The 24686-nt window shown below is 64.5% G+C and carries 20 protein-coding genes; 8 read left to right on the top strand and 12 right to left on the bottom strand.

Annotation, left to right across the window (positions count from 1 at the left end; translation table 11 throughout):
- Positions 1-3 precede the first annotated feature (3 nt).
- From FJ417_RS03655 to FJ417_RS03645, 3 genes are all read left to right on the top strand, one after another.
- On the top strand, positions 4-1914 hold the full coding sequence (locus FJ417_RS03655; protein WP_140782502.1) for a lasso peptide isopeptide bond-forming cyclase: 1911 nt from the start codon (positions 4-6) through the stop codon (positions 1912-1914).
- 212 nt (positions 1915-2126) lie between these two features.
- Complete coding sequence (locus FJ417_RS03650; RefSeq protein ID WP_246687392.1) at positions 2127-2993, top strand: serine kinase; 867 nt, start codon at positions 2127-2129, stop codon at positions 2991-2993.
- Between the two features lie 8 nt (positions 2994-3001).
- Positions 3002-4897: an ABC transporter ATP-binding protein gene (locus FJ417_RS03645; RefSeq protein WP_140782501.1), complete on the top strand. Its 1896-nt coding sequence runs from the start codon at positions 3002-3004 to the stop codon at positions 4895-4897.
- Here the strand turns inward: FJ417_RS03645 and FJ417_RS03640 are convergent.
- Entirely contained in the window at positions 4871-5143 is a 273-nt protein-coding gene (locus FJ417_RS03640) for an exopolysaccharide production repressor exox (RefSeq protein WP_140782500.1), read from the bottom strand. The genes FJ417_RS03645 and FJ417_RS03640 overlap by 27 nt on opposite strands.
- 607 nt (positions 5144-5750) lie before the next feature.
- On the opposite strand from FJ417_RS03640, the gene FJ417_RS03635 reads away from it, so the two are divergent.
- The 4 genes from FJ417_RS03635 (at position 5751) to FJ417_RS03620 (ending at position 10333) form a co-directional block, all read left to right on the top strand.
- Complete coding sequence (locus FJ417_RS03635; RefSeq protein WP_140644800.1) at positions 5751-6428, top strand: sugar transferase; 678 nt, start codon at positions 5751-5753, stop codon at positions 6426-6428.
- A 186-nt stretch (positions 6429-6614) separates the two neighbouring features.
- Positions 6615-7796, top strand: a complete 1182-nt coding sequence (locus tag FJ417_RS03630; protein WP_140644846.1) for a polysaccharide biosynthesis/export family protein — start codon at positions 6615-6617, stop codon at positions 7794-7796.
- A 120-nt stretch (positions 7797-7916) separates the two neighbouring features.
- Entirely contained in the window at positions 7917-9008 is a 1092-nt protein-coding gene (locus FJ417_RS03625) for an acyltransferase (RefSeq protein ID WP_140644799.1), read from the top strand.
- A gap of 41 nt (positions 9009-9049) precedes the next feature.
- Positions 9050-10333, top strand: coding sequence for an O-antigen ligase (locus FJ417_RS03620; protein ID WP_140782499.1), 1284 nt, complete (start codon positions 9050-9052; stop codon positions 10331-10333).
- On the opposite strand, the gene FJ417_RS03615 is transcribed toward FJ417_RS03620, so the two are convergent.
- The 8 genes from FJ417_RS03615 to FJ417_RS03580 all read right to left on the bottom strand — a co-directional run bounded on the left by FJ417_RS03615 (position 10334) and on the right by FJ417_RS03580 (position 21148).
- The gene (locus tag FJ417_RS03615) at positions 10334-12430 is read right to left on the bottom strand and encodes an ABC transporter permease subunit (RefSeq protein WP_140782498.1); all 2097 of its coding nucleotides are present in this window, start codon (positions 12428-12430) and stop codon (positions 10334-10336) included.
- On the bottom strand, positions 12427-13488 hold the full coding sequence (locus tag FJ417_RS03610) for a betaine/proline/choline family ABC transporter ATP-binding protein (RefSeq protein WP_140782497.1): 1062 nt from the start codon (positions 13486-13488) through the stop codon (positions 12427-12429). Before FJ417_RS03610 ends, FJ417_RS03615 begins: the two co-directional genes overlap by 4 nt.
- Positions 13489-13581: 93 nt before the next feature.
- A complete protein-coding gene (locus FJ417_RS03605; protein WP_140782496.1) occupies positions 13582-14520 on the bottom strand; it encodes an ABC transporter substrate-binding protein in 939 nt (312 codons plus the stop codon).
- Between the two features lie 83 nt (positions 14521-14603).
- Entirely contained in the window at positions 14604-15431 is an 828-nt protein-coding gene (locus FJ417_RS03600; protein WP_140782495.1) for an SDR family oxidoreductase, read from the bottom strand.
- An 18-nt stretch (positions 15432-15449) separates the two neighbouring features.
- Positions 15450-16220 (bottom strand): glucose 1-dehydrogenase, encoded by a 771-nt coding sequence (locus tag FJ417_RS03595; RefSeq protein WP_140782494.1) that lies wholly within the window; start codon positions 16218-16220, stop codon positions 15450-15452.
- A gap of 52 nt (positions 16221-16272) precedes the next feature.
- Positions 16273-16791 carry an acetone carboxylase subunit gamma gene (locus tag FJ417_RS03590; protein ID WP_140782493.1) on the bottom strand — a complete coding sequence of 173 codons (519 nt, stop codon included), beginning with the start codon at positions 16789-16791 and terminating at the stop codon, positions 16273-16275.
- A 5-nt stretch (positions 16792-16796) separates the two neighbouring features.
- Entirely contained in the window at positions 16797-18992 is a 2196-nt protein-coding gene (locus FJ417_RS03585) for a hydantoinase B/oxoprolinase family protein (RefSeq protein ID WP_140782492.1), read from the bottom strand.
- 14 nt (positions 18993-19006) lie between these two features.
- Positions 19007-21148 (bottom strand): hydantoinase/oxoprolinase family protein, encoded by a 2142-nt coding sequence (locus tag FJ417_RS03580; protein ID WP_140782491.1) that lies wholly within the window; start codon positions 21146-21148, stop codon positions 19007-19009.
- Positions 21149-21258: 110 nt separating this feature from the next.
- On the opposite strand from FJ417_RS03580, the gene FJ417_RS03575 reads away from it, so the two are divergent.
- Positions 21259-22038, top strand: coding sequence for a LuxR C-terminal-related transcriptional regulator (locus FJ417_RS03575; protein ID WP_140782490.1), 780 nt, complete (start codon positions 21259-21261; stop codon positions 22036-22038).
- 7 nt (positions 22039-22045) lie between these two features.
- Here the strand turns inward: FJ417_RS03575 and FJ417_RS03570 are convergent, their stop codons facing one another.
- The 3 genes from FJ417_RS03570 to FJ417_RS03560 all read right to left on the bottom strand — a co-directional run bounded on the left by FJ417_RS03570 (position 22046) and on the right by FJ417_RS03560 (position 24677).
- Positions 22046-22627: a DUF1349 domain-containing protein gene (locus FJ417_RS03570; protein ID WP_140782489.1), complete on the bottom strand. Its 582-nt coding sequence runs from the start codon at positions 22625-22627 to the stop codon at positions 22046-22048.
- Positions 22628-22636: 9 nt separating this feature from the next.
- A complete protein-coding gene (locus tag FJ417_RS03565; protein WP_140782488.1) occupies positions 22637-24076 on the bottom strand; it encodes an aldehyde dehydrogenase family protein in 1440 nt (479 codons plus the stop codon).
- Between the two features lie 115 nt (positions 24077-24191).
- Complete coding sequence (locus FJ417_RS03560) at positions 24192-24677, bottom strand: hypothetical protein (protein ID WP_140644786.1); 486 nt, start codon at positions 24675-24677, stop codon at positions 24192-24194.
- Positions 24678-24686: the final 9 nt, after the last annotated feature.

The following is a 24686-nucleotide window of genomic DNA, read 5'->3' as shown; positions in this document are numbered from 1 at the left end:
GCGATGAGCGGCGTCGCCGGAATCGTGCTCAACGACAATGACCGGCCCGCCGGGGCCGGCGATATCCAGCAGATGCTTTCGCGCATGCGCCACCGCGCCCGCGACGGCAACTCGTGGTGGACGGAGGGCAGCGTGGCGCTCGGCCACGCCTGGCTCGACACGACCGGCGAGGATGGTCCCGGCCCGCTGACGATGGCCGGCGGCAAGCTCGCCATCACCGCGGACTGCCGGCTGGACAATCGCGACGAGCTTCTGGCGCGGCTTGGCATGCGCGACCGGTCGATCGCCGACGCGGTGCTCATCATGCGCGCCTACCTAAAATGGGGCGAGGCCTGTCCGAGCTATCTGCAGGGCGATTTCGCCTTCGCCATATGGGACGGCGAGCGCCAGGCGCTGTTTTGCGCGCGCGACCATTTCGGCGTCAAACCTTTCTACTATCACTCGACCGGCAGGCGCTTCGCGTTCGCCTCGGAGATCGGGCCGATCCTTGCGCTGGACGGCATTGGCAGGCGCCTCAGCGAGCACCAGATTTCCGGCTTCCTCGCCGGCCTGCCGGACGATCCGCAGGCCACGCCCTACGCCGAGATCTTCCGCCTGCCGGCACGGCACGGCATCACGGTCGCAGGCCGCCAGGTGGTGCTGCGGCGCTACTGGCAGATCGAGCCATCGCAACGGCCGCCGCGCTCGGACGCGGCCGAGGAATTCAGGCATCTCTTCGCGCAATCGGTGGAGAACCGGATGCGCGGCACGCCGGCCGTCGGCGCCATGCTGAGCGGCGGGCTCGATTCCTCCTCGATCGCCTGTCTCGCGGGCCTCAGGGCGGCCGCGCAGCGCAACCCGAGGCTCAAGACCTTCTCGCTGGTTTTCGACAAGGGCTCGTCGATGGACGAGAAGCCGTTCATCGATGCGGTGCTCGACGGCAATCCGCTCGACGCCACGTTGATTGCGGTGAGCAATTACGCGCCCTTCGCCGAGTTCGAGCGCATCCTGGAGGAGCAGGAGGGCACGTTCCTGGCGCCCGGCCTGTCCTTGACGCGCGACCTTTACCGGACGGCGGGCGCAAAGGGCGTCAAAGTGCTTCTCGATGGACATGGCGGCGACGAGGTCGTCTCGCAGGGCCATGGACACCTTCACGAACTCGCCAATGCCGGCCGGTGGCTCGAGTTGTGGCGCGAATTGCACAGCGCTGCGAACACCTATGGCGAGGGCATGCTCTCCCTCTATTTCAAGTTCCTGACCATCTACGGACCGGCCTGGCGGATCGCCCGGATGCGATCGATGGCCCGATGCCTTGTCGGCAAGGTGCGGCAGAGGCCGGCATCGGCGCCGCGCGCCTGGGCGGGCCTGGTCAATCCGGACCTTGCCAGGCGCACCGATCTTGCCGAGCGCTTTCATCGCAGCGGCTACATGCCCGCCACCGTGAGCGCCAGCGAAGCGCTGACGCATCGCTGGCTTCTGTCCACCGGGCTGGTGCCGCACGCCTTCGAAGTGCTCGACAAGGCCGCCGCCAATTTCGGCGTCGAGCCGCGCTATCCGTTCTGGGACAAGCCGCTCGTCGAATTCTGCCTGGCGCTGCCCGGCGAGGAAAAGCTCAAGGACGGTTTTGGCCGCCATGTGCTGCGCCGAGCGATGCAAGGCGTTCTGCCGCCGGCGGTGCAATGGCGGCGCGACAAGATCGATTTTACCGCCAACCTGGTCAAGGGCATGCTCGGCAACCACCGCGAGCTTCTGGACAAGCTTTTGATATCGGACAGCGAGCGGATCGCGCCCTATGTCAACCTGCCTGAAGTGAACGCGGTTTATGAGCGCATGCTGCGCCAGCCCGAGCAGGCGACGCTGCCCGACGTCCAGCATGTCTGGCGCTCGGTTTCGCTGTCGCTATGGCTGCGGCAAATCCAAGGAAGCCCCGCATGAATCTTCCGATCGCTTCCCTAGAGCATGATCCCGAAAAGTGGGAACCGGTTTTCGGAGAAAGATCATGCCCTAACAAAGAGTTAGACCGTGATGGCGATTCAACGAAACGCCATCACGGTCTTGCGCGGCCCGAGCCAGCCACCGAGACGACGGCGCCGAGCGGACGCGTCCGCCATTTCTACAAGGCCTACGGGCTGATCGTCAGCTCGGAAGTGGCCTTGCCGGAACTGGAACCGACGGCGCCGGCGACACCCGACCTCGATATCGCTATCAGGCCGGTTGACTTTCCCGACAGCGCATCGCTGGGCGCCACGGCGTTCCGGTTCGAGGCGACGCGCCAATATCTTTCCTGGCAGGCGGTCGGCACCTTCATGATCAGCGACGCCAGCCGGATCGATGTCGATCCGGCGCCGGGGATCGACGACCCGCTGCTCGCCTTTCCGCTGCTCGGGCCGGTGATGGCGCTTGCCCTGCATCGGCGCGGGCTGCTCGTCCTGCATGCCAGCGCCATTGCCGTCGGCGGCAGGAGCGTGATCTTCATGGGCGACAAGGGCGCCGGCAAGTCGACGACGGCGGGCGCGATGATCCGCGCCGGCCACCGCCTGCTCACCGACGACGTCGTGGCGCTGGATTTGTCCGATCCTGACCGGCCGATGATCCTGCCCGGATTTCCGCAGCTCAAGCTCTCGGCGGACGCGGCCGGCGCCATTCGCCTCGAGCAGGCGGAGGTGCGTCCGCAGGTGCATCCACAGATCGACAAGGCGCAGCATCGGCTGCATGACGGATTTGCCGCCGAGGCGGTGCCGGTATCGCGCATCTATGTGCTCGAGCGCGGCGGGCGGGCGGCGATCTCGCCATTGATCGGCGCCGCCGCGTTGCCAGCGATCATCAAATTCTCCTATGTCACGCGGTTCGGCCGGCAGGCGCTGCCCGGCGATCTTGCCGCCGCGCATCTTAGCCAATGCGCGCAGGTCGCCGGACGGGTCGGCGTCAGCCGCCTCGAAGTGCCGGCCGGACTCGCCCGGATCGACGAAGCGGTCGCCGCGATCGAAACCGACCTGGCGTCCGGAACAAGGTGAGCCAGGGCATGGGCTGGTCCTCGAAGTTCCGCCTGTCGCTTTTCCGGGACATCGCCGGTTTCGGCGCCATGATGGCGCATGTCGGCGGACGGCGCACGGCGACGGCGCTTGCCTTCCTGATCCTGGGCAGTCTCACCGAAGGCATCTCGATCCTGCTGCTCGTTCCGCTGCTGCGCCTGATCGGCAAGCCCGACCAGGACTATGCGGTGCGGGTGCCGGAGGCCTTGCATTGGCTGGTGCCCGGCGGAACGCTGTCGCTCGCGACCGTGCTCTGCCTGCTCGTCGTGCTGGTGGCGCTGCAAGCGACGTTCAACCGCTTCAAGTCGGTCTACATGGCTCGGCTGCTCTACGACTTCGTCAACCGCGTGCGCATGAACCTGTTCGAGAGCGTCGGCAAGGCGCGCTGGGGCGTTTTCACCCGCATCCGCGGCTCCGATCTCGACCATGCGCTGAACGGCGATGTCGACCGAGTGCAGGTGGCCGCCTTCTCGCTGCTGATGCTGACCCAGGCGACGCTGCTTCTCACCGGCTATCTCGTGGTCTCGCTGTTCATCTCGCCGGTGATGACGTCCTTCGCCATTTTCATCGGCCTGGTGCTACTGGTTGCGCTGCAGCCGTTCAGGGCGCGCGCCAGCGCCTATGGCCGCACCCTGACCGGCAATCGCCAGGATCAGTACCGCACGGTCTCCGAGTTCCTCGGCGGCATCAAGGTCGCCAAGAGCCTGAATGTCGAGGCAAGCTATTTTGCCGAGCTCGGCGCGACGCTGGACAAGATGAAGACCGACAACATCGCCTTCGTCCGCAACAGTTCGCTCGGCACCGCCCTGTTCCAGGTTACGAGCGTGATCGGGCTCAGCCTCTTCATCTATGTCGCGCTGGTCCGTTTCCACCTGTCGCTGGCCGAGATCGTCGTGCTGCTCCTGGTCTTCATGCGGGTCGCGCCGCGCTTCATGGATATGCAGCTCCAGACCCAGCAGGTGCTGATCAACCTGCCGGCCTATGCTTCGATGAAAAGCCTCCAGGCCCGCTTCGATGCCGAGCGCGAGCCGGAAGAAAGCATGGCCGAACAAGGGGCAAGACTGTCTCTCGAGACCGGCCTCAACATCCGCGATGTGGCATTCGCCTATGGCGAGGGCGACGGCAAGCCGGTGGTCAGCGATATCACCTTCGGCCTGCCGGCCGGCAAGGTGACGGCGCTGATCGGCCCTTCCGGTTCCGGCAAGAGCACGATCGCCGACATGCTGCTCGGCCTGCTCGAACCGACCGCGGGACGCATCCTGGCCGACGGCGTGGAGATCACGGCGCAAAATCGCAGGGCCTGGCGCGATCGGGTCGCCTATGTGCCGCAGGACGTGTTCCTGCTGCATGACACGATCGCCGCCAATTTGCGCCTTGCCGCGCCCGCGGCCAACGACGAAGAACTATGGGCGACCTTGCGCAACGCCCATGCGGCCGATTTCGTGGAGCGCCTGGCATTGCGGCTGGAGACGGTGGTGGGCGACCGCGGCGTCCGGCTTTCCGGCGGGGAGCGGCAGCGCATCGCCTTGGCGCGGGCGCTGCTGCGCAAGCCTTCGCTGCTCATCCTCGACGAGGCGACGAGCGCGCTCGACTGGCAGAATCAGTCGCTGATCGCCCAATCGATCGAGGCGCTGCGCGGCCAAATGACGATTTTGACCATCGCGCACCGGCCGTCGATGATTGCCTTCGCCGACTGGGTGGTGGCCATCGAGAACGGACGCATCGTCGAGGTCGGACAATATCGGCGGCTGAAGGCAAAGGCCGGCAGCCGCCTTGCCAGGATGCTGTCCGGCGAGCAGGCCGAGCGCGAAGGCGCGTCATCGGTCGAGACGGGACTGGTCCCGGCGCCGGTCGAACGTTCAGTGGAGGCTGCGTCTGGCGCTTAGCTTTTCGCCGTCGGCGACCTTGTTCAGGATCGTGCCGCGGTCAGCCTCGCGGGCCTTGTCGGCCGATGTCGGCGTGGTTCCGCCAATCATGGCAAAGACGAGGAGGAAATAGCCGGCCTGGATGATGACGGCACAGACGACGGCGCGAAGGAGGATGGTGCCCGCCGACGCGCCATCGAAATAAGACCAGCCGATGACGATCGCGAGCGCGAAGATCATCCCGACGACGAATTTTGGCAGAGACATGTTCGCCGGCCTCTCAACCGAGACGAGCATGCAGAAGCTGCGACTTACCCACCCGCGTAACTCCCCGTTGCGCCAAAGAGCTTTTTCTGGCTGCCCTATCCGGCCGGTTGCTTCCGACCTTCCTTACCCATGCAGACTATGACAGGAACAATTTGCGACTCTATTAAGGCGGGTCGGCCGGAGCAAGGCCGTGCAGGTATGGTTTCCAACGATTTTACGAGATCGACTCTGCCATGCTGCGTCGCACACTCTGGCTCCGGCAGCTATTCAATTAGCCGCCTGCCGCTTCAGTAAAACTCGCCACTTTGATTAGTATTTTATCTGAATAACTTACCATGGCGAGTGCTTCCGACGGCGCGCAACCGCGTTTCTTCTGCAGCAAAGAATGCACTGTCCAAAAATGGCCTAAAAGGCGGACTACATTTTCCTGGTTCGCTCTCACCTTGTCATAAACGTGCCACAAAGGTGAAAATTTGGGCAGGGCAGGTTTATTATTTAGTCAATTCATGACGTGAGCATTTCAGTCCGATGGGAAATTGTGTGTTGCGCTGCAGCATTTTTTTGATATCTTGTCGTAAACCATCCGTTCAACGTATGGAGCTTCTGCATGAGGGACGTCGCCAAGTCGGCTAATGCGGGTTTTGCGCAGGTCGGCGTTGATTTTCCACCCCCCATCGGCGGTCTGCTCAAACGCAGTTTCGATATCGTCGGTTCCCTGGCCGGGCTGATCCTGCTCAGCCCGCTTTTCCTAATGGTCGCGCTGCTGGTCAAGCTTTCGGACAACGGTCCGATCTTCTATGGCCACAAGCGCATCGGCCGCGGCGGCAGGATTTTCTCCTGCCTCAAATTCCGCACCATGGTGCCGGATGGCGAGCGCGTGCTCGCTGCGTATCTGGCGGCCAATCCCGATGCCAACGCCGAATGGATCGCGACACGCAAACTGAAGAACGATCCACGCGTCACCCGCGTCGGGCAGGTGCTTCGCAAGCTCAGCCTCGATGAACTGCCGCAGATCCTCAACATCCTGCAGGGCGACATGAGCCTTGTCGGCCCGCGCCCGGTCGTGCGCGACGAATTGGAGATCTACGGCAGTGCCGCGGTCTATTACTTGAAGTCGCGTCCGGGCTTGACCGGGTTGTGGCAGGTCAGCGGCCGCAACGACGTATCCTACGACACGCGCGTCGCCTTCGATCGCCACTATGTCGAGAACTGGTCTTTGTCCGAGGATATTCGCATCATCTTCAAGACCGTTCCTGCCGTGTGGATGTCACGCGGCAGCTATTGACCGACGGGCCTGCTCCGCCAGATTCGGGGCAGGCATCCGGCAGTGATCTCATCGGGCGGATGGGGCCAAAGCGAATCGGAAACGTATTTGACAAAAAACCCCTTCGGACTGTCTTACGCCTGCAGTCTCCGGTCCAAGACGACGGCCCGCTTCGCGGGCGCGTTGCTTGTTGCGGCGTCGCTCGCCATGCCGCAGTTGGCCGCCGCCGGCGATTATCAGCTTGGCCCACAGGACAAGCTCAACATCCGCGTCGCCGAATGGCAGACGGTCGACGGCACGTTCCGCGACTGGTCAGCCCTCAATGGCGAATATTCGGTCGGCCCGAGCGGGACGCTCTCGGTGCCGTTCGTCGGCGACATGCAGGCCGCCGGCAAGACGACGGCGGAGGTCGCTTCGGCGATCGGGCTGGCGTTGCAGCGCAAGCTGGCGCTGCCCGACAAGCCGGAAGCCTCGGTCGAGATGGCGCAGTTCCGGCCGTTCTACATTTCCGGCGAAGTCCAGAACCCCGGCCAGTTTCCCTTCGTGCCCGATCTGACGGTGCTCAAGGCAGTCAGCATTGCCGGCGGCATAAGGCGCAACGCCGATTACGGCCCGCAGCTCGGCAAGGATCTGGTTACCGCCAAGGGCAGCTTCGATATCTATGACGACCAGCGCATCCGCCTGCTCGTCAAACGCGCCAGGATCGATGCCGACCTCGCAGGCAAGACGACTTTCGAGGTGCCCAAGGAAATCGAGGGGGGTGATCCGAAACTGGCGACCATCGTCGCCGACGAAACGGCAATCCTGGTCTCCGACCAGAAATCGCTGAAGCTGAAGCTCGATGCGCTCGACGATTTGAAGGGTGTTCTGCAGTCGGAAATCGAATCGCTGCAAAAGAAGATCGCCAACCAGCAGAAGCAGGTCGATCTGGCCGAGAAGCAGGCCGAAAGCATCGGTCCGCTGGCGCAGAAGGGCCTGGTTGCCAATGCGCGCCTGCTTTCCTCGCAGCAGTCGGTCACCGACCTGCAGGGCAAGATCCTGGACTATGAGACGGCCATCCTCACCGCCAAGCAGTCGATCAGCAAGGCCGAGCAGGACGCCATCGACGCCAGGAACTCGCTGAATTCCACCCTCACCGCCAACCGGCAGCAGGCCGAGGCCGACCTGAACGAGGCGACGTTGAAGGCCGGCATGCAGAAGGGCCTGATCGCGCAGGCGTCGGACCCCGCGACGGCGGCCAGCATCACCGGCGATGAGGAGCCGGCCCTGCTCTATTCGCTGGTGCGGGTTGCCGACGGCAAGACGAGCGAGATCGAAGCCAAGGAAGACACGCCTGTCCTGCCGGGCGACGTGATCAAGGTGAAGCTGGCGCCGACGGCCAGCCAGTAGCGCCGCCGGACCGAGGCTTGCCCGAAGCGAGCCGGGAACCGGAGGCGGGAGGGACAAGCCAGGCTCGTTCGCGTTGCGGCGCGGGCGGGCGATCTGTTTTGGACCGCTTGAAGGCATAACATGCAGCCCGCAGCCCAGCGTCACGTCTATCTGAATCTCGACGCCATCCGCGGCGTGGCAGCGATCAGCGTCATGCTCTACCACTTCTCGCCGTTCCTGGCCGACGGCAAGGTGCTGCCGTCGAGCTATCTCGCGGTCGATCTGTTCTTCCTGCTCAGCGGATTCGTCATCGCGCATGCCTATGACCGCAAGATCGAGAACGGCATGGGCTTCGGCTCCTTCGTGGCCATCCGCCTGATCCGGCTCTATCCGCTCTATCTCGCCGGCACGCTGCTCGGCTTCTTCTACCTGCTGGTCAAGAACAGGCTCATGCCGGCCGAATACATGCCGCTGTCCGAGATCGGCATGCAACTGACGACCGGCATGCTCTTCATCCCGCTGGTCAGCGACGCCTATCACACGATCTTTCCGCTCAATCCCGCTTCGTGGTCGCTGTTCTTCGAGCTCATCGTCAACATCGCCTATGTCGCGGTCTTCGCGCTCCTTTCGCGGCGGGTGCTGACGGGGATCGTCGGCGCCAGCCTCGTGCTGCTCGTCGTCGCCTCGATCTTCGCCGGCACGCTCGATTTCGGCATGACCGGCAAGACCATCCTCAGCGGCCTGCCGCGCGTAACCTTCTCGTTCTTCCTGGGCGTGCTGCTCTGCCGATCGATGGCGCGCTGGCAGGGCAGCCTCGGCTTCCTGCGGCGCGGCTTCTGGGTCGAAGGCGCGATCCTGCTCACGCTTGCCGTCTTCGCAATCGCTCCGGCCGGCGGCGCGCGCGTCGTCTACGATCTCGCCGCCATCGTCATCGTCTTCCCGCTCATGGTGATGACCGGCGCGGTGGCGCCGACCGCGCCGCTTCTATCAAGCTTCTATGGCTGGCTCGGGCGGATTTCCTACCCGATCTACATCATTCATACGCCGATGCTGATGATCATCGCCGGGGCCGGCAAGGCCTTCTCGATCGATCCGTTCGCGCATCATCCCTGGTTCGGCATCGTGATGGCGGCCTCGGTCGTCGTCATCGCCGACATCGCCACGCGCATCTATGACGAGCCGGTGCGGCGCTTCCTGCAGCGGCAGATGCAGCGCGCCCGGGCCGTGGCGTAGCGGTTCGTCGCACAAGAAGGGCTCAACGGACAAAATCCGGCATGAAGATTCCGAAATCCATTCTGATCGATCCCGATCGCAACGAGACCTACGGCACTTTCGCCGTCGCGGTTTCCATGCTCGCCTTCGCCTACTCGCCCAATTTCGGCCAGATCCTGATCCTCGCCTACTACGCCGTCTGGCTGCCGCTGCTGTTCGTCGATTACCGGCGCTTCACCTGGAAGCTCTCCAGCGCCTGGCTGCCCATTCTGCTTGCGGCCTATGTCTGCTTCTCGGTGTTCTGGTCCCAGGCAGCGGGCATCAGCGCGCGCGCGGCGGTGCAATATTCCTCGCACATCGTCTGCGCCTATGTCGCGGCGCGCACCATCAACGTGCGCACGCTGGTGGTAGGCTCGCTGATCGGCATCTTCTTCGTTCTGCTCTATTCCCTGAAAGTCGGCGCTTACGCGCTCGACACGATCGACGGCACGGTCAATTTCGTCGGCGCCTTCGGCTCCAAGAACCAGATCGGCTTCTTCTCATCGCTCGGCATCTTCTTCTGCCTTGCGTTCCTGGCCTTCTACCGGCGCAACTGGGTGGGCTTCGTCTGGACCGCGCCGATCATGCTGTTATCGGTCTACATGCTGGCCATCGCCCATTCGGCAACGTCGGTGGCCTCGCTGCCGGCGGTGATCGGCATCGTGGCGCTGCTCAGCATGACCAAGGTGCTGTCGCTGCGCTATCGCCGCGTGCTGTTTATCGTCGGCGCCGGCGCGCTGGTGACAGGGGTGGTCGCGGCGCTCAACCTCGGCCTGCTGGATGTCGTGCTCGGCATCTTCGGCAAGGATTCGACGCTCACCGGCCGCACCTATCTCTGGGAGCAGGGCTGGGAGGCGGCGCAGCAGCATCCGCTGCTCGGCTATGGCTATGCCGCCTATTGGGTGCAGGGATTTGCCGATCCGGAGCGGCTGTGGGCGGAATTCTACATCTCGACCCGCTCCGGCTTCCACTTCCACAACACCTATGTCGAGACACTGGTCGAAATCGGCTTTATCGGCGTCACCTTGCTGGCGCTGGTCATCCTGCGTTCTTTCTACGGCCACGTGTCGAAAGTGGTGTTCGGCGACTGGAGCGCCGATTCAGTGGTGCTTGCCGGCGCGATCGGCCTGATGCTGATCCGCTCCTTCTTCGAGGTTGAGATGCTCGGCCCCTACTTCATGGCATCCTTCATCGTCTATTATGGCCTGTTCAGCCTGACCCCGTTGCCGGCTTTCCGGCGCCGCAGAGTGGCCATTCCCGCCGAGGACGAGAGGCATGCCAGCGGCCGCATGCCGGCGCCCATCTGATCAGCGGGAAATAACGGCCGAACGCGCGACCGCGGCCTGGATGAGCCGGTCGGCCAGGATCGCCAGGAAAGCGATCGACAGGCCGGCGATGAGGCCCATGCCGGCATCGGCCTTGCCGAGCGCGACATAGACCGCCTGGCCAAGATCGCGCGTGCCGACGAGGGCAGCGATGGCCAACATCGAGAGCGCCGCCATGATCGTCTGGTTGAGGCCGAGCATGACGACGGGAAGCGCCAGCGGCAGCTTGGCCTGCAGCAGCGTCTGCATCGGCGTCGCGCCCATCTGCTCGACCGCCTCGACGACATCGGCACGCACATGCCGCAATCCATGCTCGACATAGCGGATCGGCGGCACGATGGCGTAGAGCATGATGGCGATCAGCGCCGTGAACTCGCCGACCTTGAAGAACATCAGCGCCGGGATGAGGAAGACGAATTGCGGCATGGTCTGCAGCGCGTCGCAGATCGGCTTCAGGATGCGCGAGACGCGGTCGCTGTGCGCCGCCCATGTGCCGAGGGCGCCACCGACCAGAAGGCAAAGAAGGACTGCCAGCGTGCAGAGATAGAGCGACTGCACCAGTTGCGGCCACAGGCCGTTGACCAGGATCAGCCCGAAGCCGGCCAGCGCGAAGATACCGAGGCGATAGCCCGCCACCTGACCGGCAAGCAAGGCGACGGCAAGGATGAAGACAGGCCAGGGCAGATCGAGAAAGCCGGTGTAGAGAACAAGGCCGGCGGCGACCACGGCGAACGCTGCCCGCCAGCCGAAACGGCGCAGGGCCAACCCAGCCAAGGCCGCCATCAAAACCACATAGACGGCCAGTACCGACGGCGGCAGGGCGAAGCCCCATATTGCAGGCGTCGTCGCGCCCGAAATGCCGACGCGCATCGGCAAAAGCAGGCAATAGAGCACGGCATTGCGCACGCCGTTGAAGAACCAGGCATAGTCGCGCACGAGTCCCAGCAGCCACTGGTTGACGGCGCCCATCTGCATGCGCAGCCCGGTTTCCGGCAGGAGCGTCGCATCGGGCGCGGCAAGCCGGATGACCACGGCCAGAGCCAGCGCGACCGCCAGCGACACAGCCAGCCGGCGCGGCGTCATCCAGCGCATGGCCCGCGTCGGCCCGGTCTCCGGCGCCTTGGCGAAGCCGATGGTGAGACGGTCGATGAGGATGGCGAGCAGCGCGATCACCAGGCCGGAGAGGATGCTCTGGCCGAACTCGGCCTTGCGCATGGAAGACAGGACCTCCCAGCCGATATCCTCGAAGCCGCCGATGATGGCGGCGACGATGACCATCGACAGTGCCGCCATCGTCGTTTGGTTGAAGCCGACGAGAAGCTGCGGCAGTGCCGTCGGCACCTCGACCTGCCAGAATTGCTGGCGGCGCGTGCAGCCGCTCATCAGGCCGGCCTCGCTGATTGCCGCCGGCACGCGGTCGAGGCCGAGCATGGTGTTGCGGACCATCGGCGGCGTCGCGTAGATTGCCGAGGCGATCAGGCCCACCACCGGGCCGAAGCCGAACAGAAGCAGCAGCGGGATGAGGTAGGCGAAAGCCGGCACCGTCTGCATCAGGTCGAGCGCGCCGAGCAGCGCAGGACGCCAGCGCGGGCGAGCGTAGCCGAGAACGCCAAGCAGGAAGCCGAGCACGGTCGAGATCGGCACGGCAAGCAGCACCAGCGCCAGCGTGTTCATGCTCTGCGGCCAGTAGCCGGCAAGCAGGATATAGGCGAGCGTGGCGAGCGCGAAGAGCGCCAGCCGCTCGCCGCTCGATTTCAGCGCCAGCGCGGCGACAGCCAGCATCACCGCCGGCCAGGGCAACCAGGCGAGCGCCAACCGCGCGCCGCGCATCGGCGCATCGAGCAAGGCGGAGAGCGTCCGGAACCCGGGCTGGATGACGGCGACGACAACGTCGGTCACGGCGTTGATGTAAGTGGCTAGCGGCAGCGTCCATTCCTTGGGGAAACTGACCAGCCAGGGAAGCTCGGTTTTCAGCAGCAGGCAAAGCACCGTCAGCACGGCCAGGCCGCACCAGGGGACAAGGGCCGGCGCGATGGCGATCCTTTGCGGGGGTGGTGCGATCGCGGCCGGGGCCGTCATGAGCGCGTACGTCTTGCCTGCTCGCGCTCCAGCACGGCAAGCACCGCGCCGGCGCTGAGCACCGCCGGCGGGCCGTCGCCGGCGCCGGGCACCGCGAAGGCCGCCACGCCGGAGGCGAGCTGCGGAATAAGCGCCTCGAGGCTGGTGTCGGCGGCGATGCTCCGTTCCGGCAGCGCGGCGCCATTGGCCGGCGCGGCAATGTCGCCGGCCGTGATGACGCGCAGCAGCGGCATGTCCTCGGTGAACTGCGCGACATAATCGTCGGCCGGATTGAGCACGATGTCGGCCGGTCGGCCGATCTGCACGATCTTGCCCGCCCGCATGATCGCCAGCCGGTCGGCCAGGCGGAAGGCCTCGGCGATGTCGTGGGTGATGAAGATGATGGTCTTCTTCAGCATGCGCTGCAGGCGCAGGAACTCATCCTGCATCTGCTTGCGGATCAGCGGATCGAGCGCCGAGAACGGCTCGTCGAGGAACCAGAGCTCCGGGCCCACCGCGAGCGAGCGGGCGATGCCGACGCGCTGCTGCTGGCCGCCGGAGAGCTGGTGCGGGAGGGACGCCTCGCGGCCTTCGAGCCCGACCAGCGCGATCATCTCGCGGGCGCGGGCCTCCCGCTCCTTCGCCGACTTGCCCTGGATCTTCAGCGGGAAGGCGACATTGCCCAATACGCTCAGATGCGGCAGCAGGCCGAAATTCTGGAACACCATGCCCATGGCGTGGCGGCGCAATTCGATGAGCTCCTTGCCGCTGGCGGCGAGCAGGTTCCTGCCGTCGAGCAGGATTTCGCCGGCGCTCGGCTCGACCAGGCGCGACAGGCAGCGCACCAGGGTCGACTTGCCGGAGCCGGACAGGCCCATGATGACGAATATCTCGCCGGTCGCCACTTCGAAACTGGCGTCGACCACGGCCGGCAGATGCGCCTCCGCACGCAAGCGCTCGGCCAGCGCGTCGGGATCGATGACATAGCCGCGCGAGTCGAAATAGTAGCCCGGGCGCCGGCCATAGACCTTCCAGACGTTGCGGCAGGCAAGCTTGACCGGGCGGGCGGCAGTGTCCATTCCTATCGACCCGTGCCGATCGTCCGCCCGGCTCCGCGCATTGCGGAAACCGGGCCCTTGTTGCCCTTGGCCTTTGTCAGGCACATCGGCGAATTATCCCTTGGCGGCGTCGAGCCAAGGTTTCCACACCGTCTCGTTCTTGTCGATCCATTCCTTGACGACGGCGTCGAGGTCCTTGCCCTGCTTGTCGACGGCCAGCATCATCTTCTGCTGTTCGGTCGCATCCATCTTGAAGGCTTTCAGGAAGGCGTAGGCCGCGGGCCATTTGGCGCCGAAACCCGACCAGACGATCTTGTCGACGTCCGGAGGCGTGATGCAGTGCTCGTTGGTCTGCTCCTTGCAGGGCGGCATCGTCACCCAACCCACATCGCTCTCGGCCAGCGCGTAGTGCGGGCCCCAGAACATCATGATCAGCGGCGTCTTGGCCGCCTCGGCCGCTTCCAACTCGGCGACCAGCGCGCCTTCGGAACCGGATGGCACCGCGGTGTAAGGCATGTTGTTGTCGGCTAGGATGGTGGCCGCGCGCGAACCCCAATCGGCTGGATAATCAAGGAAGCGGCCGTTGGGCGCTGTCTCGGGCGTCGCCAGCGCCTGCACGCATTCTGGCTTGTTCAGCGCATTCCAGTCCGGCAGGCCCGGGCAGACCTTCTCCATGAATTTGGGGTAGATCCAGCCTTCCTGCGTCTTCAGGTCGAGCTTGCCGATGTCCTCGATTTTCTTCTCCGCCAGCACCTTCGGATAGATGTCGCCGACATTGTTGAGCCAGATCTCGACCGAGGCGCTGAGCGAGCCGTCGGCCAACCCCGAGAATTGCGGGAAGTTGCCGGCGGTGACGTATTCGACGTGATAGCCGAGCTTCTCCAGAAGCTGCCCGGCGATGTGGGTCGAAACATGCGCGCCCGTCCATTCCAACATCGCGAGCTTGATCGGCTCGTCCTTGGCGCCGAGATCGGCGCTTTGGCCGGCCGTCGTCGCGGCACACATCAGCGCGAGGCCGAGACCGACCCCTTGCAAGGCAGTTTTCATTCTCATGTCAGTTCCCCTAGCTGGTTGATAGCCCTTCTTCTACGCCGGCCTTCTCCCATGAGAGCCGGGATCCACTCCCTCGTCCGACGCTACCACAATGCGCCGCCAGTGATCTGGATGTTTTCCATGGTAATCCCCTTGGCCAGGTCCGTGCAGAGGAAGACCGCAAGTGCTGCAATCTCTTCCGGCTGCATCATGCGCCCCTGGGGGTTGCCTTTCCTGAATTCGTCCATCAATTCCTCGGCGCTGCGGCCCTTGCCTTCGCGCTCGACGACCTGCGCCACATTGCGGCGCATCAGCTCGGTCTCAACCCAGGTCGGACTGATCATCACGCAGGTGACGCCATGCGCAGCGCCTTCGAGCGCGACGCAACGGGTGAGCCCAAGCAGGCCGGCCTTGGAGGCGCAATAGGCGGGATTGTCCTTCCAGCCGACGGAAGCCGCCGTCGAGCCGACGTTGACGATGCGGCCCCAGCCGCGCTCGATCATGCCGGGCAGGACGGCGCGCGTCGCGCGGAATGCGCCGGTGAGATTGGTGTCGACGATCTTGTCCCACAGCTCGTCGGAATGGCCGCAGACCGGCTGCTCTGCCGTGGTGCCGGCGGCGTTGACCAGGATATCGGCCGGGCCGATGGCCGCCTGGGCTTCGGCGAAGAAAAGGTTGGTGAGCGCGCTGTCGCGCACGTCGAGATGGGCGGCATGCACCTTGGTGCCGTGCGTGGCCAGCGCCGACTTCACGCGCTCTATCTCGTCGGCGCCGGGATAATAGGCGGCGTCCGCCCTGCCCGGCTGCGGAGGCGCCACATAGGAACCGACGGCGACATTGGCGCCTGCTTTGGCGAGCGCCGTGGCGATGGCAAAACCCATGCCCGAAAAGCCGCCTGTGACGATGGCGCCGCGGCCGGTGAGGTTGGTCATCGCAAGCGGTCTCCGCGTTCACACTGCAAGATAGCCTCCGTCGACCACCATTTCGGAGCCGGTGACGAATTTCGATTCATCCGAGGCGAGATAGAGGACCATGAAGGCGATGTCGTTGGGCTCGCCGAGGAAGCCGATCGGATGGCGGGACAGCGCCTTGGCCTTCTCCTGCTCGAGCGTGCCCAGATCGCGCAGGTAGTTTTCCGTCTGCGGCGTCCAGATATAGCCGGGATGGATCGAGTTGCAGCGGATGCCGTAGCGCTGCTCGGCGCAATGCACGGCGACCGCCTTGGTCAGGGTGCGCACGCCACCCTTGGAGGCGCAGTAGGCGGCAAGATCCGCTTCACCGATGATGCCGTCTATGGAGGAGAGATTGACGATCGATCCGCCACCGGATTTCTTCATCAGCTTGATGCCTGCCTGGCAGCCGAGGAAGACGCCGTCCAGGTTGATCGCCATGGTGCGCCGCCATTCGGCTAAAGTCGTGTCCTCGATATTCCGGGCAATGGCGATGCCGGCATTGTTGACCAGCACGTCGAGCCGGCCGAAGCGCTGCTCGATCGCCGCCATGACGGCGGGCCAGTCTTCGGGCTTCGACACGTCATGGCGCAACGCCAGCGCCTCGCCGCCAGCCTTGACGATCTCCGACGCCGTATCGCCGGCGAGCCTCTCGTCGATGTCGCTGACGACCAACTTCGCGCCTTCCGATGCCAGAAGGAGCGAAGACGCCCGCCCGAGGCCGAGACCGGCCCCGGTTACGAGCGCCACCTTGCCTGCGACGCGACCCATCTGCGGCATCAGCCTCCCACTCTGTTGACGCAATTCCGGACGGAAAACCGCTTCACACGTTTCCTGGAATTGCTCTCGTTGACGACTCCAGCGGCTTGCCCAGCCAATCGCGATAAAAGCCTTCGAGGTCCGGCTCGAAATCATGCACGATCGGATAGCCGGGCGCAGCCGCCTCCACCTCATGCAGCGTGCCGCATTCGGGGCAGATGAATTCGCGGATTTCCATCCAATCCGGATCCGGCAGGTCGCTGTTGGGGTAGATCTCGCGCAGCGTCTCCTCTGTGTCGCGCACGATGATCGCGGCCTTCAGTTTCCAGTTCCTGCGGTAGTCGCCGAAGGAGTGGCCGCATTCGCATTTCGTCACCCGTTCGTCGCCGCTCTGGCAGATGAAAAGATGGTCGCCGACCGGGAGCAGGATCGGATCCTTCCAGCCGACGCGATCTTGCAGCACCGCGACATATTTGAAGAAACGGTCGTCGTCCTTGTAGGCGCTCATGATGCGGCGCGTCTGCGGCCACGGCAGCGTGCCGGCAACCAGATCGGCGATGACTTCCTTGCTGTATGAGGTCATGGTCCTTACTCCACGCCGAAGGTCGATTTGGCATCGACATCCCAGAAGGTCGAAAAGTCCTTGGTGAAGCGCGGCGAGAGCCTGATGGCGCTGGCATACATCTTCTTCACCTCGGGCGCGAAACCGGCCGCTTTCACGCGCTCGCGCTCCTCGGCCACCCATTCCGAAACCGGCCTGGCGTGCGCCAGGCGCTTTGCCCGCATTTCGGCGCGATGGCGCTTGGTGGCTTCCAGATTGGCCACCGGGAAACCCTCCTCGTCCTCGTCGAGCACGATGCCGAAGATGCCTTCGGCCGCTTCCCTGGTGAGGAAGCCGTTCTCGACGTCCCAGGCGGTCTTGACGGGATCGCGCTCCAGCACGTCGCCGTAACCGCCGCCGCCATTATAGGAGTGGGTGAAGACGTCACCGGTCTTGTGCGGCGCAGTGATGTACGGCCCTTCAAGCGTCACATGCTCGCCTTCCAGCCGCAGTTCCAGCTCCGAGCGGTAGGGATTGGTGCCGGTGTGGTGCGCCAGCGGCGCGCCATTTTCGGCCAGCTCGAAGATGTTCGAATCCCGCACCGCGCGATGCTTCTGGCAGGTCGGCGCCGGATAGCCGCCGCACAGCCCACCATTGTCGAAGACGCGCGAGGAATGCTCGGAGGTCACCAGCCTGAGATGATCGGTCTTGGAAACCAGCCAGGTCGACAGGAAGGAACAGCCGCCGCGATATTTGCCGGCGCCGCCGGAATTGGGAACGATCGACCTGCCGATATAGAGCATCGGCATGTTCTGTTCCCAGATCTCGATGTTGCCCATGTCGGATTCCGGATTCCAGCCGACATAGGCTGTGTCCAGCCCGTCCTTGATGGCCAAGGCGCCCGAGCCAGCGGCGGCGCATTCGAAATGCGCCATGCCGAAGGGCGTGCCGTACTGGCTGGTGCCGCCCATCTCGATCATCGGGCTGTTGACCTGGCCGACAAAGGCTTCCTCGACGAAGCCGCGCGCGATGAAGGAGCGCGACAAGAGCCGCTGGAAGACGCCATAGGCGGGCAGCAACAGCGCCCAGGAGGTGGCGGTCGCCACCATCTCGTTGTCGGGGTTGGTCCAGGTGCCGTGCGGCAGCTTCAGCTCGGTCGCCATCCATGCGCCGTCATTGACAAGGCCCTCGAAGTTCATGTGCTGCGTCAGCGTCACGAACATGCCGCCATCCATGCCGGCCGGCGTGCAGTTCATCGAATGATAGCCCCAGGGCTGCGTGCCCTCGAAGTCCATCTTGATCTTGCCGTCGCTGGTGATCTCCATCTCGACCGGGATGTTGTAGAGCCAGTCGGGATCGCCAAGCGGCTGGTAGCCGGGCTTGCCCTTGGTGACGTGGCCGTAAAAAGTGTGGCCGCGGTAGATGCCGGGCACCGTGAGCTGGCGCGTGCGGGCGAGCTGGGCGCGGCGGCCTTCCTCGATGAACTCCTTCGACACCTGCATCCAGTAGTCGAGGCCGATCTCGTCGATCAGCGCCTTGACGCTTTCGCGCATGTCGATGCAGGAGGCGACCTTGGCCTTCTCGTCGAGCACCCAGTAGATCGGCATCCTGAGATTGCGCTCGCAGCGGATGACGTAGTCGCGCCGCAATTCGTCGTTCTGGCCGACCTTTTCGGCGCAGACGAACAGGCCTTCGGTAAAGCGCTCCTGCGCCAACGCCACGTCGCCGCCTGGCGTGATGCCGCCGGCTTCGAGCTCGTGGCAGACGGCGCCGGCCCAGCCGACGAGCTTGCCGGAATGGAAGATCGGCACGACGTCCATCACGTCCGGCACCTGCACGGTGCCGATGAAAGCGTCGTTGTTGGCGAAGATGTCGCCGTCGCGGATCTGCGGATTTTCCTCGTAGCCGTTGCGGATCATCCATTTGATGAAGCGGCTCATCGTGTGCACATGCACCATGATGCCGTTGGAGAGCGCGATCGCGTCACCTTCCGGCGTGTAGATGGCGACGACCATCTCGCCGACCTCACGCACGCCGGGCGAGGCGGAGATGCGGCGCGCCATTTCGCGTGCCGAGACGCAGTAGGCGCGCAGCTTCGTGTGCAGCGTCTCGAATTTCAGCGGGTCCTGGTTGCGCAGCTGAAGCTCGGTGATGCCGTCATAGCAGCCGGTCTCTTCCATCAGCCGTTCGGATTCGATCAGCCGTTCGCGGATGCGCAGCGCAGAGGCGGGTTTGTCCAGCATGGCGTTCGCCCTTCTCAAGCGTGGGTGTAGTGGAGCAGCGTCCATTCATCGACATGGACGCGGTCCTGCGGATGAACGACGAGCGTCGTCGCCGGATGTTCGATGATGGCCGGGCCGATGACCTCGTGACCGGGTTGCAGCAGGTCCATCTCGTAGAGATTGGCCTTGTGCCAGCGGCCGCCGATATAGGCCTCGCGCACGCCCTTATGGGCAGACGCCGGATCCGACTTGCCGAGCGGACGCTTGACCAAAGTTGGCTTCACCTTGTCGGCGGTGGCGATCAACCCGAGCTCGGTGATCGAGAAGCCGGCCTCGCCATAGCGCGAGACGCGATGGTTGACCTTGGCGTAGACCGCCTCGAACTCGGCGACGATCCTGCGCATGTCGTCGGCGGAGTGAATCGCCGACAGCGGCGCCATCACCTCGACGTCTTCCAACTGGCCGGTGTAACGCATCATCAGGAACGGCACGGTCTTGATCTTGGGGAGCGCGTGGCCGTCGGCCACCATTTCGTCGACCGCGGCCTTGGTCAGGTCGTCCCAGACGTTGGTGACCTTCTTGCCGAAGGCGACCAGCTCGTCATCGCTTGCCCGCGCGCCGATGTCGATCTGGGTCGATACCGAATGGCGGCGCATGAAATCGGCTGTGGTGCAGCCGAAGGCCGAGAAGGCGGCGGCGAACTGGAAGGTGATGATGTCCTTGAAGCCGATGCCCCTGGAGCAGCCGGCCAGATGCAGCGGCCCCGAGCCGCCATAGGACAAAAGCGTGAATTCCGAAGGATGGATGCCTTGGCCAGAAATGACGCGACGCAGCGCGTTGTTCGCGTCGGCCTCCAGCATGTCGATCATGCCCTCGGCCGCCTCCTCGACGCCGACGCCGAGCACCCGCGCGCATTTTTCCTCGAACGCTTTCCTCGCCTTCTCGACCTGCAGCACGACCTTGCCGCCAAGGAAGTAGTGGGGGTTCAGGCGGCCGAGGATGGCATCGCAATCGGCGATGGTCGGCTCGGCGCCGCCCTTGGCAAAGCAGATCGGCCCGGGATCGGAGCCGGCGCTTTCCGGCCCGAGCGAGACCTTCTTGGTCAGCGGATCGACCTTGAGGATCATGCCAGCGCCGGCGCCGATCGTGTCGAGATGCAACGTCGGCACGTTGAGCTTGAAGCGGTCCATCAGCGGCTCGTTCTCGATACGTGTCTGGCCGCGCGTGATGACGCCCATGTCGAAGGACGTGCCGCCCATGTCCGAGCAGATCAGCGAGTCGTTGCCGATCAGCTTGCCGACATAGGCGGCGCCCAGGATGCCGCCGATCGGCCCGGAGATCATCGTTTCGTGCAGGCGCGGATGGTTGATCGAGGTCAGGCCACCGAAGGAGAGCAGCGTCTGCACGCCGTATTTGAAGCCGTATTTCTTCGAGATGTCCTCGATGCCCTTCAACTGCTTGCGGCCGCGCGAGGTGGCGTAGGCCTCGATAAGCACCGAGTTCAGCCGCGACTGCTCGCGGATCACCGGGCGCACCTCGTGGCTGGTGTAGACGAGGATGTCGGCGCCGGCGGCGGCGATCTCCTGGCGGCAGATTTCGGCGATGCGCTTCTCATGCGCCGGATTGACGTGCGAGAAGACGGTCATGATGCAGATCGCCTCGACCTTGTCGGCGATGAGCTTCTTGGCGGCGGCATGCACCTCGTGCTCGTAGAGCGGCAGGATGACGTCGCCGAACTGGTCGACGCGCTCCGTCACGCCATGCGTGCGGCGGCGCGGCACCAGAGGATCGGGATGATGGTGGGTGACCGCGTGCAGGCGGTCGGCATAGGAATAATCCGCCCAGGCCTGCAGGCCGCGGCCCATCAGGATCATGTCCTCAAGGCCCTTGGTGGTAATCAGCCCGAGCCTGCGGCCGGTGCGCGACAACAGCGTGTTGAGCATGCCGGTGCCGGAATAGAGCACCACGTTGACGCCGGAGAACAGATCCTGCAGCGAGATACCCCAGGCGTCCGCCGCATCCTCGGCCGAAGCGAGGAAGCCTTCAGCCTCGTTCTTCGGCGTCGTCGCCGACTTGCCGATCTTGAAGTGGCCGTCCTGATCCACAAGGATCGTGTCGGTCATGGTGCCGCCAGCGTCGATGCCGATGACGATTGGATTGGTGGTGATCTGGTCCACGGGTCGCTTTCCCTTGCCGAGAATGACCACAGGCTAGATTCCCGGAGCCGGATCGCGCCATATGCCTAAAGACACAATGACCGCGCGGCGCGGTTCGCCGAGAAAAGGGCATGCGCATGGGCAATATCTGGGCGCCGCTGGCCAAGGCGATCGCCGCCACCGGCACCGACCGGCATGTCGACTGCCTGATCGATCTGATCGGCGCCGACATCGCGCATGACCTTGTGACGGTGACGCGCTATTCGGCGACTAGGACCCCGGAATTCGTCAAGCATCGGCGCTTCTCGGACGAGATGGTGCGGCGCTATCTCGACAACTACTACGTCTTCGATCCCTTCTATGCCTCGTGGCGGCGCGAGCGCCGGCTCGGCATCATGCCGCTCAAGGGGCTGGCCGACGAGGAAGCCAAGCGCGGCCAATACATTGCCGGTTTCCTGGCGCAGTCGGAAATCTGCGACGAGGTCGGCATCCTGCTCGCCGACGGCGGCGACTGGTGCCTGGGCATATTCCTCGACCGCTCGACCGTATCGTTCAAGGACGGCGAGATCGCTCTGCTCACGGAGCGGCTGCCGGTGTTCGAGGCGCTGCATGCGCTGGATATCAAGGCGCGCGGCTCGGACTTTTCACGTACCTCGGCGCCGAGCGGTCCCGGCGCCTCGCCGCAGCAGAAGCCGAGCATTCCGGAAAACCTGTGGCCGGAGCTATCGCTGCGCGAGCGCGAGCTGGTGCAGCTGATCCTCGCCGGCCATCCGACCGCCAACATCGCCGAGCGGCTCGGCATCACCGTCGGCACGGTGAAGAACCATCGCCGCCGCATCTATGAGAAGCTGGACATCACCACGGAGCGCGAATTATTCCTGCAATTCTTCCAGCACCGGATGAACGGGTAGCGCCGCGTCAGTCGTGCAGGTTCCGCGAAATCGGCGGCCGGATGGTGAAGTCCGAAAAGGTGACCTCGAAACCCTCGCGCTGCGGCGAGCAGCACATCATGCCGACATCGACCGATTTCGAGATCGGGAAATAGGCCAACCGCACCGGCTTCCAGTGACCGTCCGAGACGTCCAGATACTGGATGCGGATCGCCTCGGCGTGACGGGTCAGGCGGATCCGGACGCCGTCCTTGCCGGCGGCAATGGCGACCAGCGACCAGTCGGAGGTGTCGTTGGTGACGACGACGGAGAAGTAGGCCAGCCCGTCGGTGTATTCGATGCCGGCCTTGATCCAGTGCGTTTCGCTGAGGCGCAGCATCAGCCCCGCCTGATCGTAGAGCACCTTGTAGTCGCCCTGGACGGTGACCTCGGCGCTGAAATCACCCTCTACCGGGCGGTAGAGGAAATGCCCGTTGTCGCGCCAGAAGCCGTAGAAGGTCTCGCGCCAGAAGTCGGTCTCCTTGCCCGTCCGAACGGTGAGCGTGCCGTCGCCGACCGTGTGGCGCGGCGGCGGGTTGAGCCATGTCATGTCGTCCAGGGCTGACGCCATCGATCCCTCTTAGCCGGCGAATGTATAGGCGGTCTTAACCGTGGTGTAGAACTCCATGGCGTAGCGGCCCTGCTCGCGCGGGCCGTAGCTCGAACCCTTGCGGCCGCCGAACGGCACGTGGAAGTCGACGCCCGCCGTCGGCAGATTGACCATCACCATGCCGGCTTCGGAGTTGCGCTTGAAATGGGTCGCGTGCTTCAGGCTGGTGGTGCAGATGCCGGAGGTGAGGCCGAACGGCGTGTCGTTGGCGACGGCCAGGGCTTCGTCATAATCGTTGACTCGAATGACGTTGGCGACAGGACCAAAAATCTCCTCGCGCGAGATGCGCATCGCATTGGTGGAGCCAACAAACAGCGCCGGTTGCAGATAGAAGCCCGGCGTCTCGCGCTCCAGCCGGTCGCCGCCGAAGGCAAGCTCGGCGCCTTCCTGGCGGCCGACGGCGATATAATCCTCGTCCTGCTTGAGCTGCGTCTGGTCGACGACCGGACCGATCTGGGTTTTGGCATCGAGCGCGTCGCCGATGACGAGCTTGTCCAGCCGCTCCTTGATCGCGTCGACGAAGCGGTCGTGGATGGCCTCGGTGACGATCAGGCGCGAGGAGGCCGTGCAGCGCTGTCCGGTCGAGAAATAGGCGCCGTTGACGGCGCAATCGACGGCGACGGCCAGATCGGCGTCATCGAGCACGACGAGCGGATTCTTGCCGCCCATTTCGAGCTGGAACTTGCGCATGTGCTCGACGCTTGCGGCAGCGACGCGCTTGCCGGTGCCGACCGAGCCGGTGAAGGAGATGGCGTTGACGTCGGGGCTGTCGAGCATCGCCTGGCCGACCACCGAGCCCTTGCCCATGACGAGGTTGAGCACGCCCTTGGGCAGCTCGGCACGATGCAGGATGTCGACGATGGTCCAGGCGCTTTCAGGCACCAACTCGGCCGGCTTGAAGACGATGGTATTGCCGTAGGCCAGCGCCGGCGCGATCTTCCAGGCGGGGATGGCGATCGGGAAATTCCACGGCGTGATGATGCCGACGACGCCGACGCCTTCGCGGGTCATCTCGACGCCGACACTGGGCCTGACGCTCGGCACCATCTCGCCCGACAGACGCAGCGTCTCGCCGGCGAAGAAGTCGAAGAGCTGCGCCGCCCGGATCGTCTCGCCGACGCCCTCAGCCAGCGTCTTGCCCTCCTCGCGGGCCAGCGAGCGGCCGATCTCGTCCTTGCGCGCCATGATCTCGTCGGAGGTTTTCTTCAGCACCGCATGGCGGGCCAGCGGGCCTGAGCGCGACCAGGCCGGAAAGGCCGCCTTGGCGGCCGCGATGGCCTGCTTGGCCTCCTCCGGCCCGGCCGAAGCGTATTCGCCGACGACGTCGTTGGTGTTCGAAGGGTTGATGTTGGGAGAGCCGGCCTCGCCAAGCCACTCGCCGTCGATCAGGTTTTTACGCAGTACGGTCATCTTGTTTTTCCTTGGGTTTTGGTCGCGGCGGCCTTCGACCGGGTCAATTGTCAGACAAATGATATAGCCATTGCCTGGCAGGAGGTCTACCAGCCATATGCGAGAAAGCTAGGACTCAGGTCGAGAATGACCAGAACAGGCAGGCGAGCGTGACCGCGCCGAAGGCGACGAAGAACAGGCTTCTGAGCAGGATGTTGCGGCGAAGCTCGTTCATGGTGAGATGCGCCGCCACGATCGCCGCGACGAACAGGAAGCGCCAGTTGAACAGCGCCCAAAGCACCTCGTGCTGGCCGAAGGCCCATCTGGCAACCAGCGAGCCGACGATCGTCGCGAAGAGCATGATCGTCGCCCAGAAGATCGCATCGGCTGCATGGGTCAGCACGATGCCGGCGGCGCGGATCGGCAAGATCATCATCAGCATGGCGCCGAAGAAATAGATGGCGGCGATCGCCAGGAACGAGCCGGCGTCGGCGATGCCGTCGAGACGCTTCACGCCATACGCGCCATAGGGGTAGCCGTGCCTCGCCACGGCCAATGACAGCGCCATCAGCAAAGCGCTCAAAACCGTGATCAGTGCGAATGTGCCGAGGGCCTTGCTCATGCCTTTTCC

This window comes from Mesorhizobium sp. B3-1-7, assembly GCF_006439385.1.
GTDB lineage: Bacteria > Pseudomonadota > Alphaproteobacteria > Rhizobiales > Rhizobiaceae > Mesorhizobium.
This window is presented reverse-complemented; position numbering and strand designations above follow the sequence as displayed.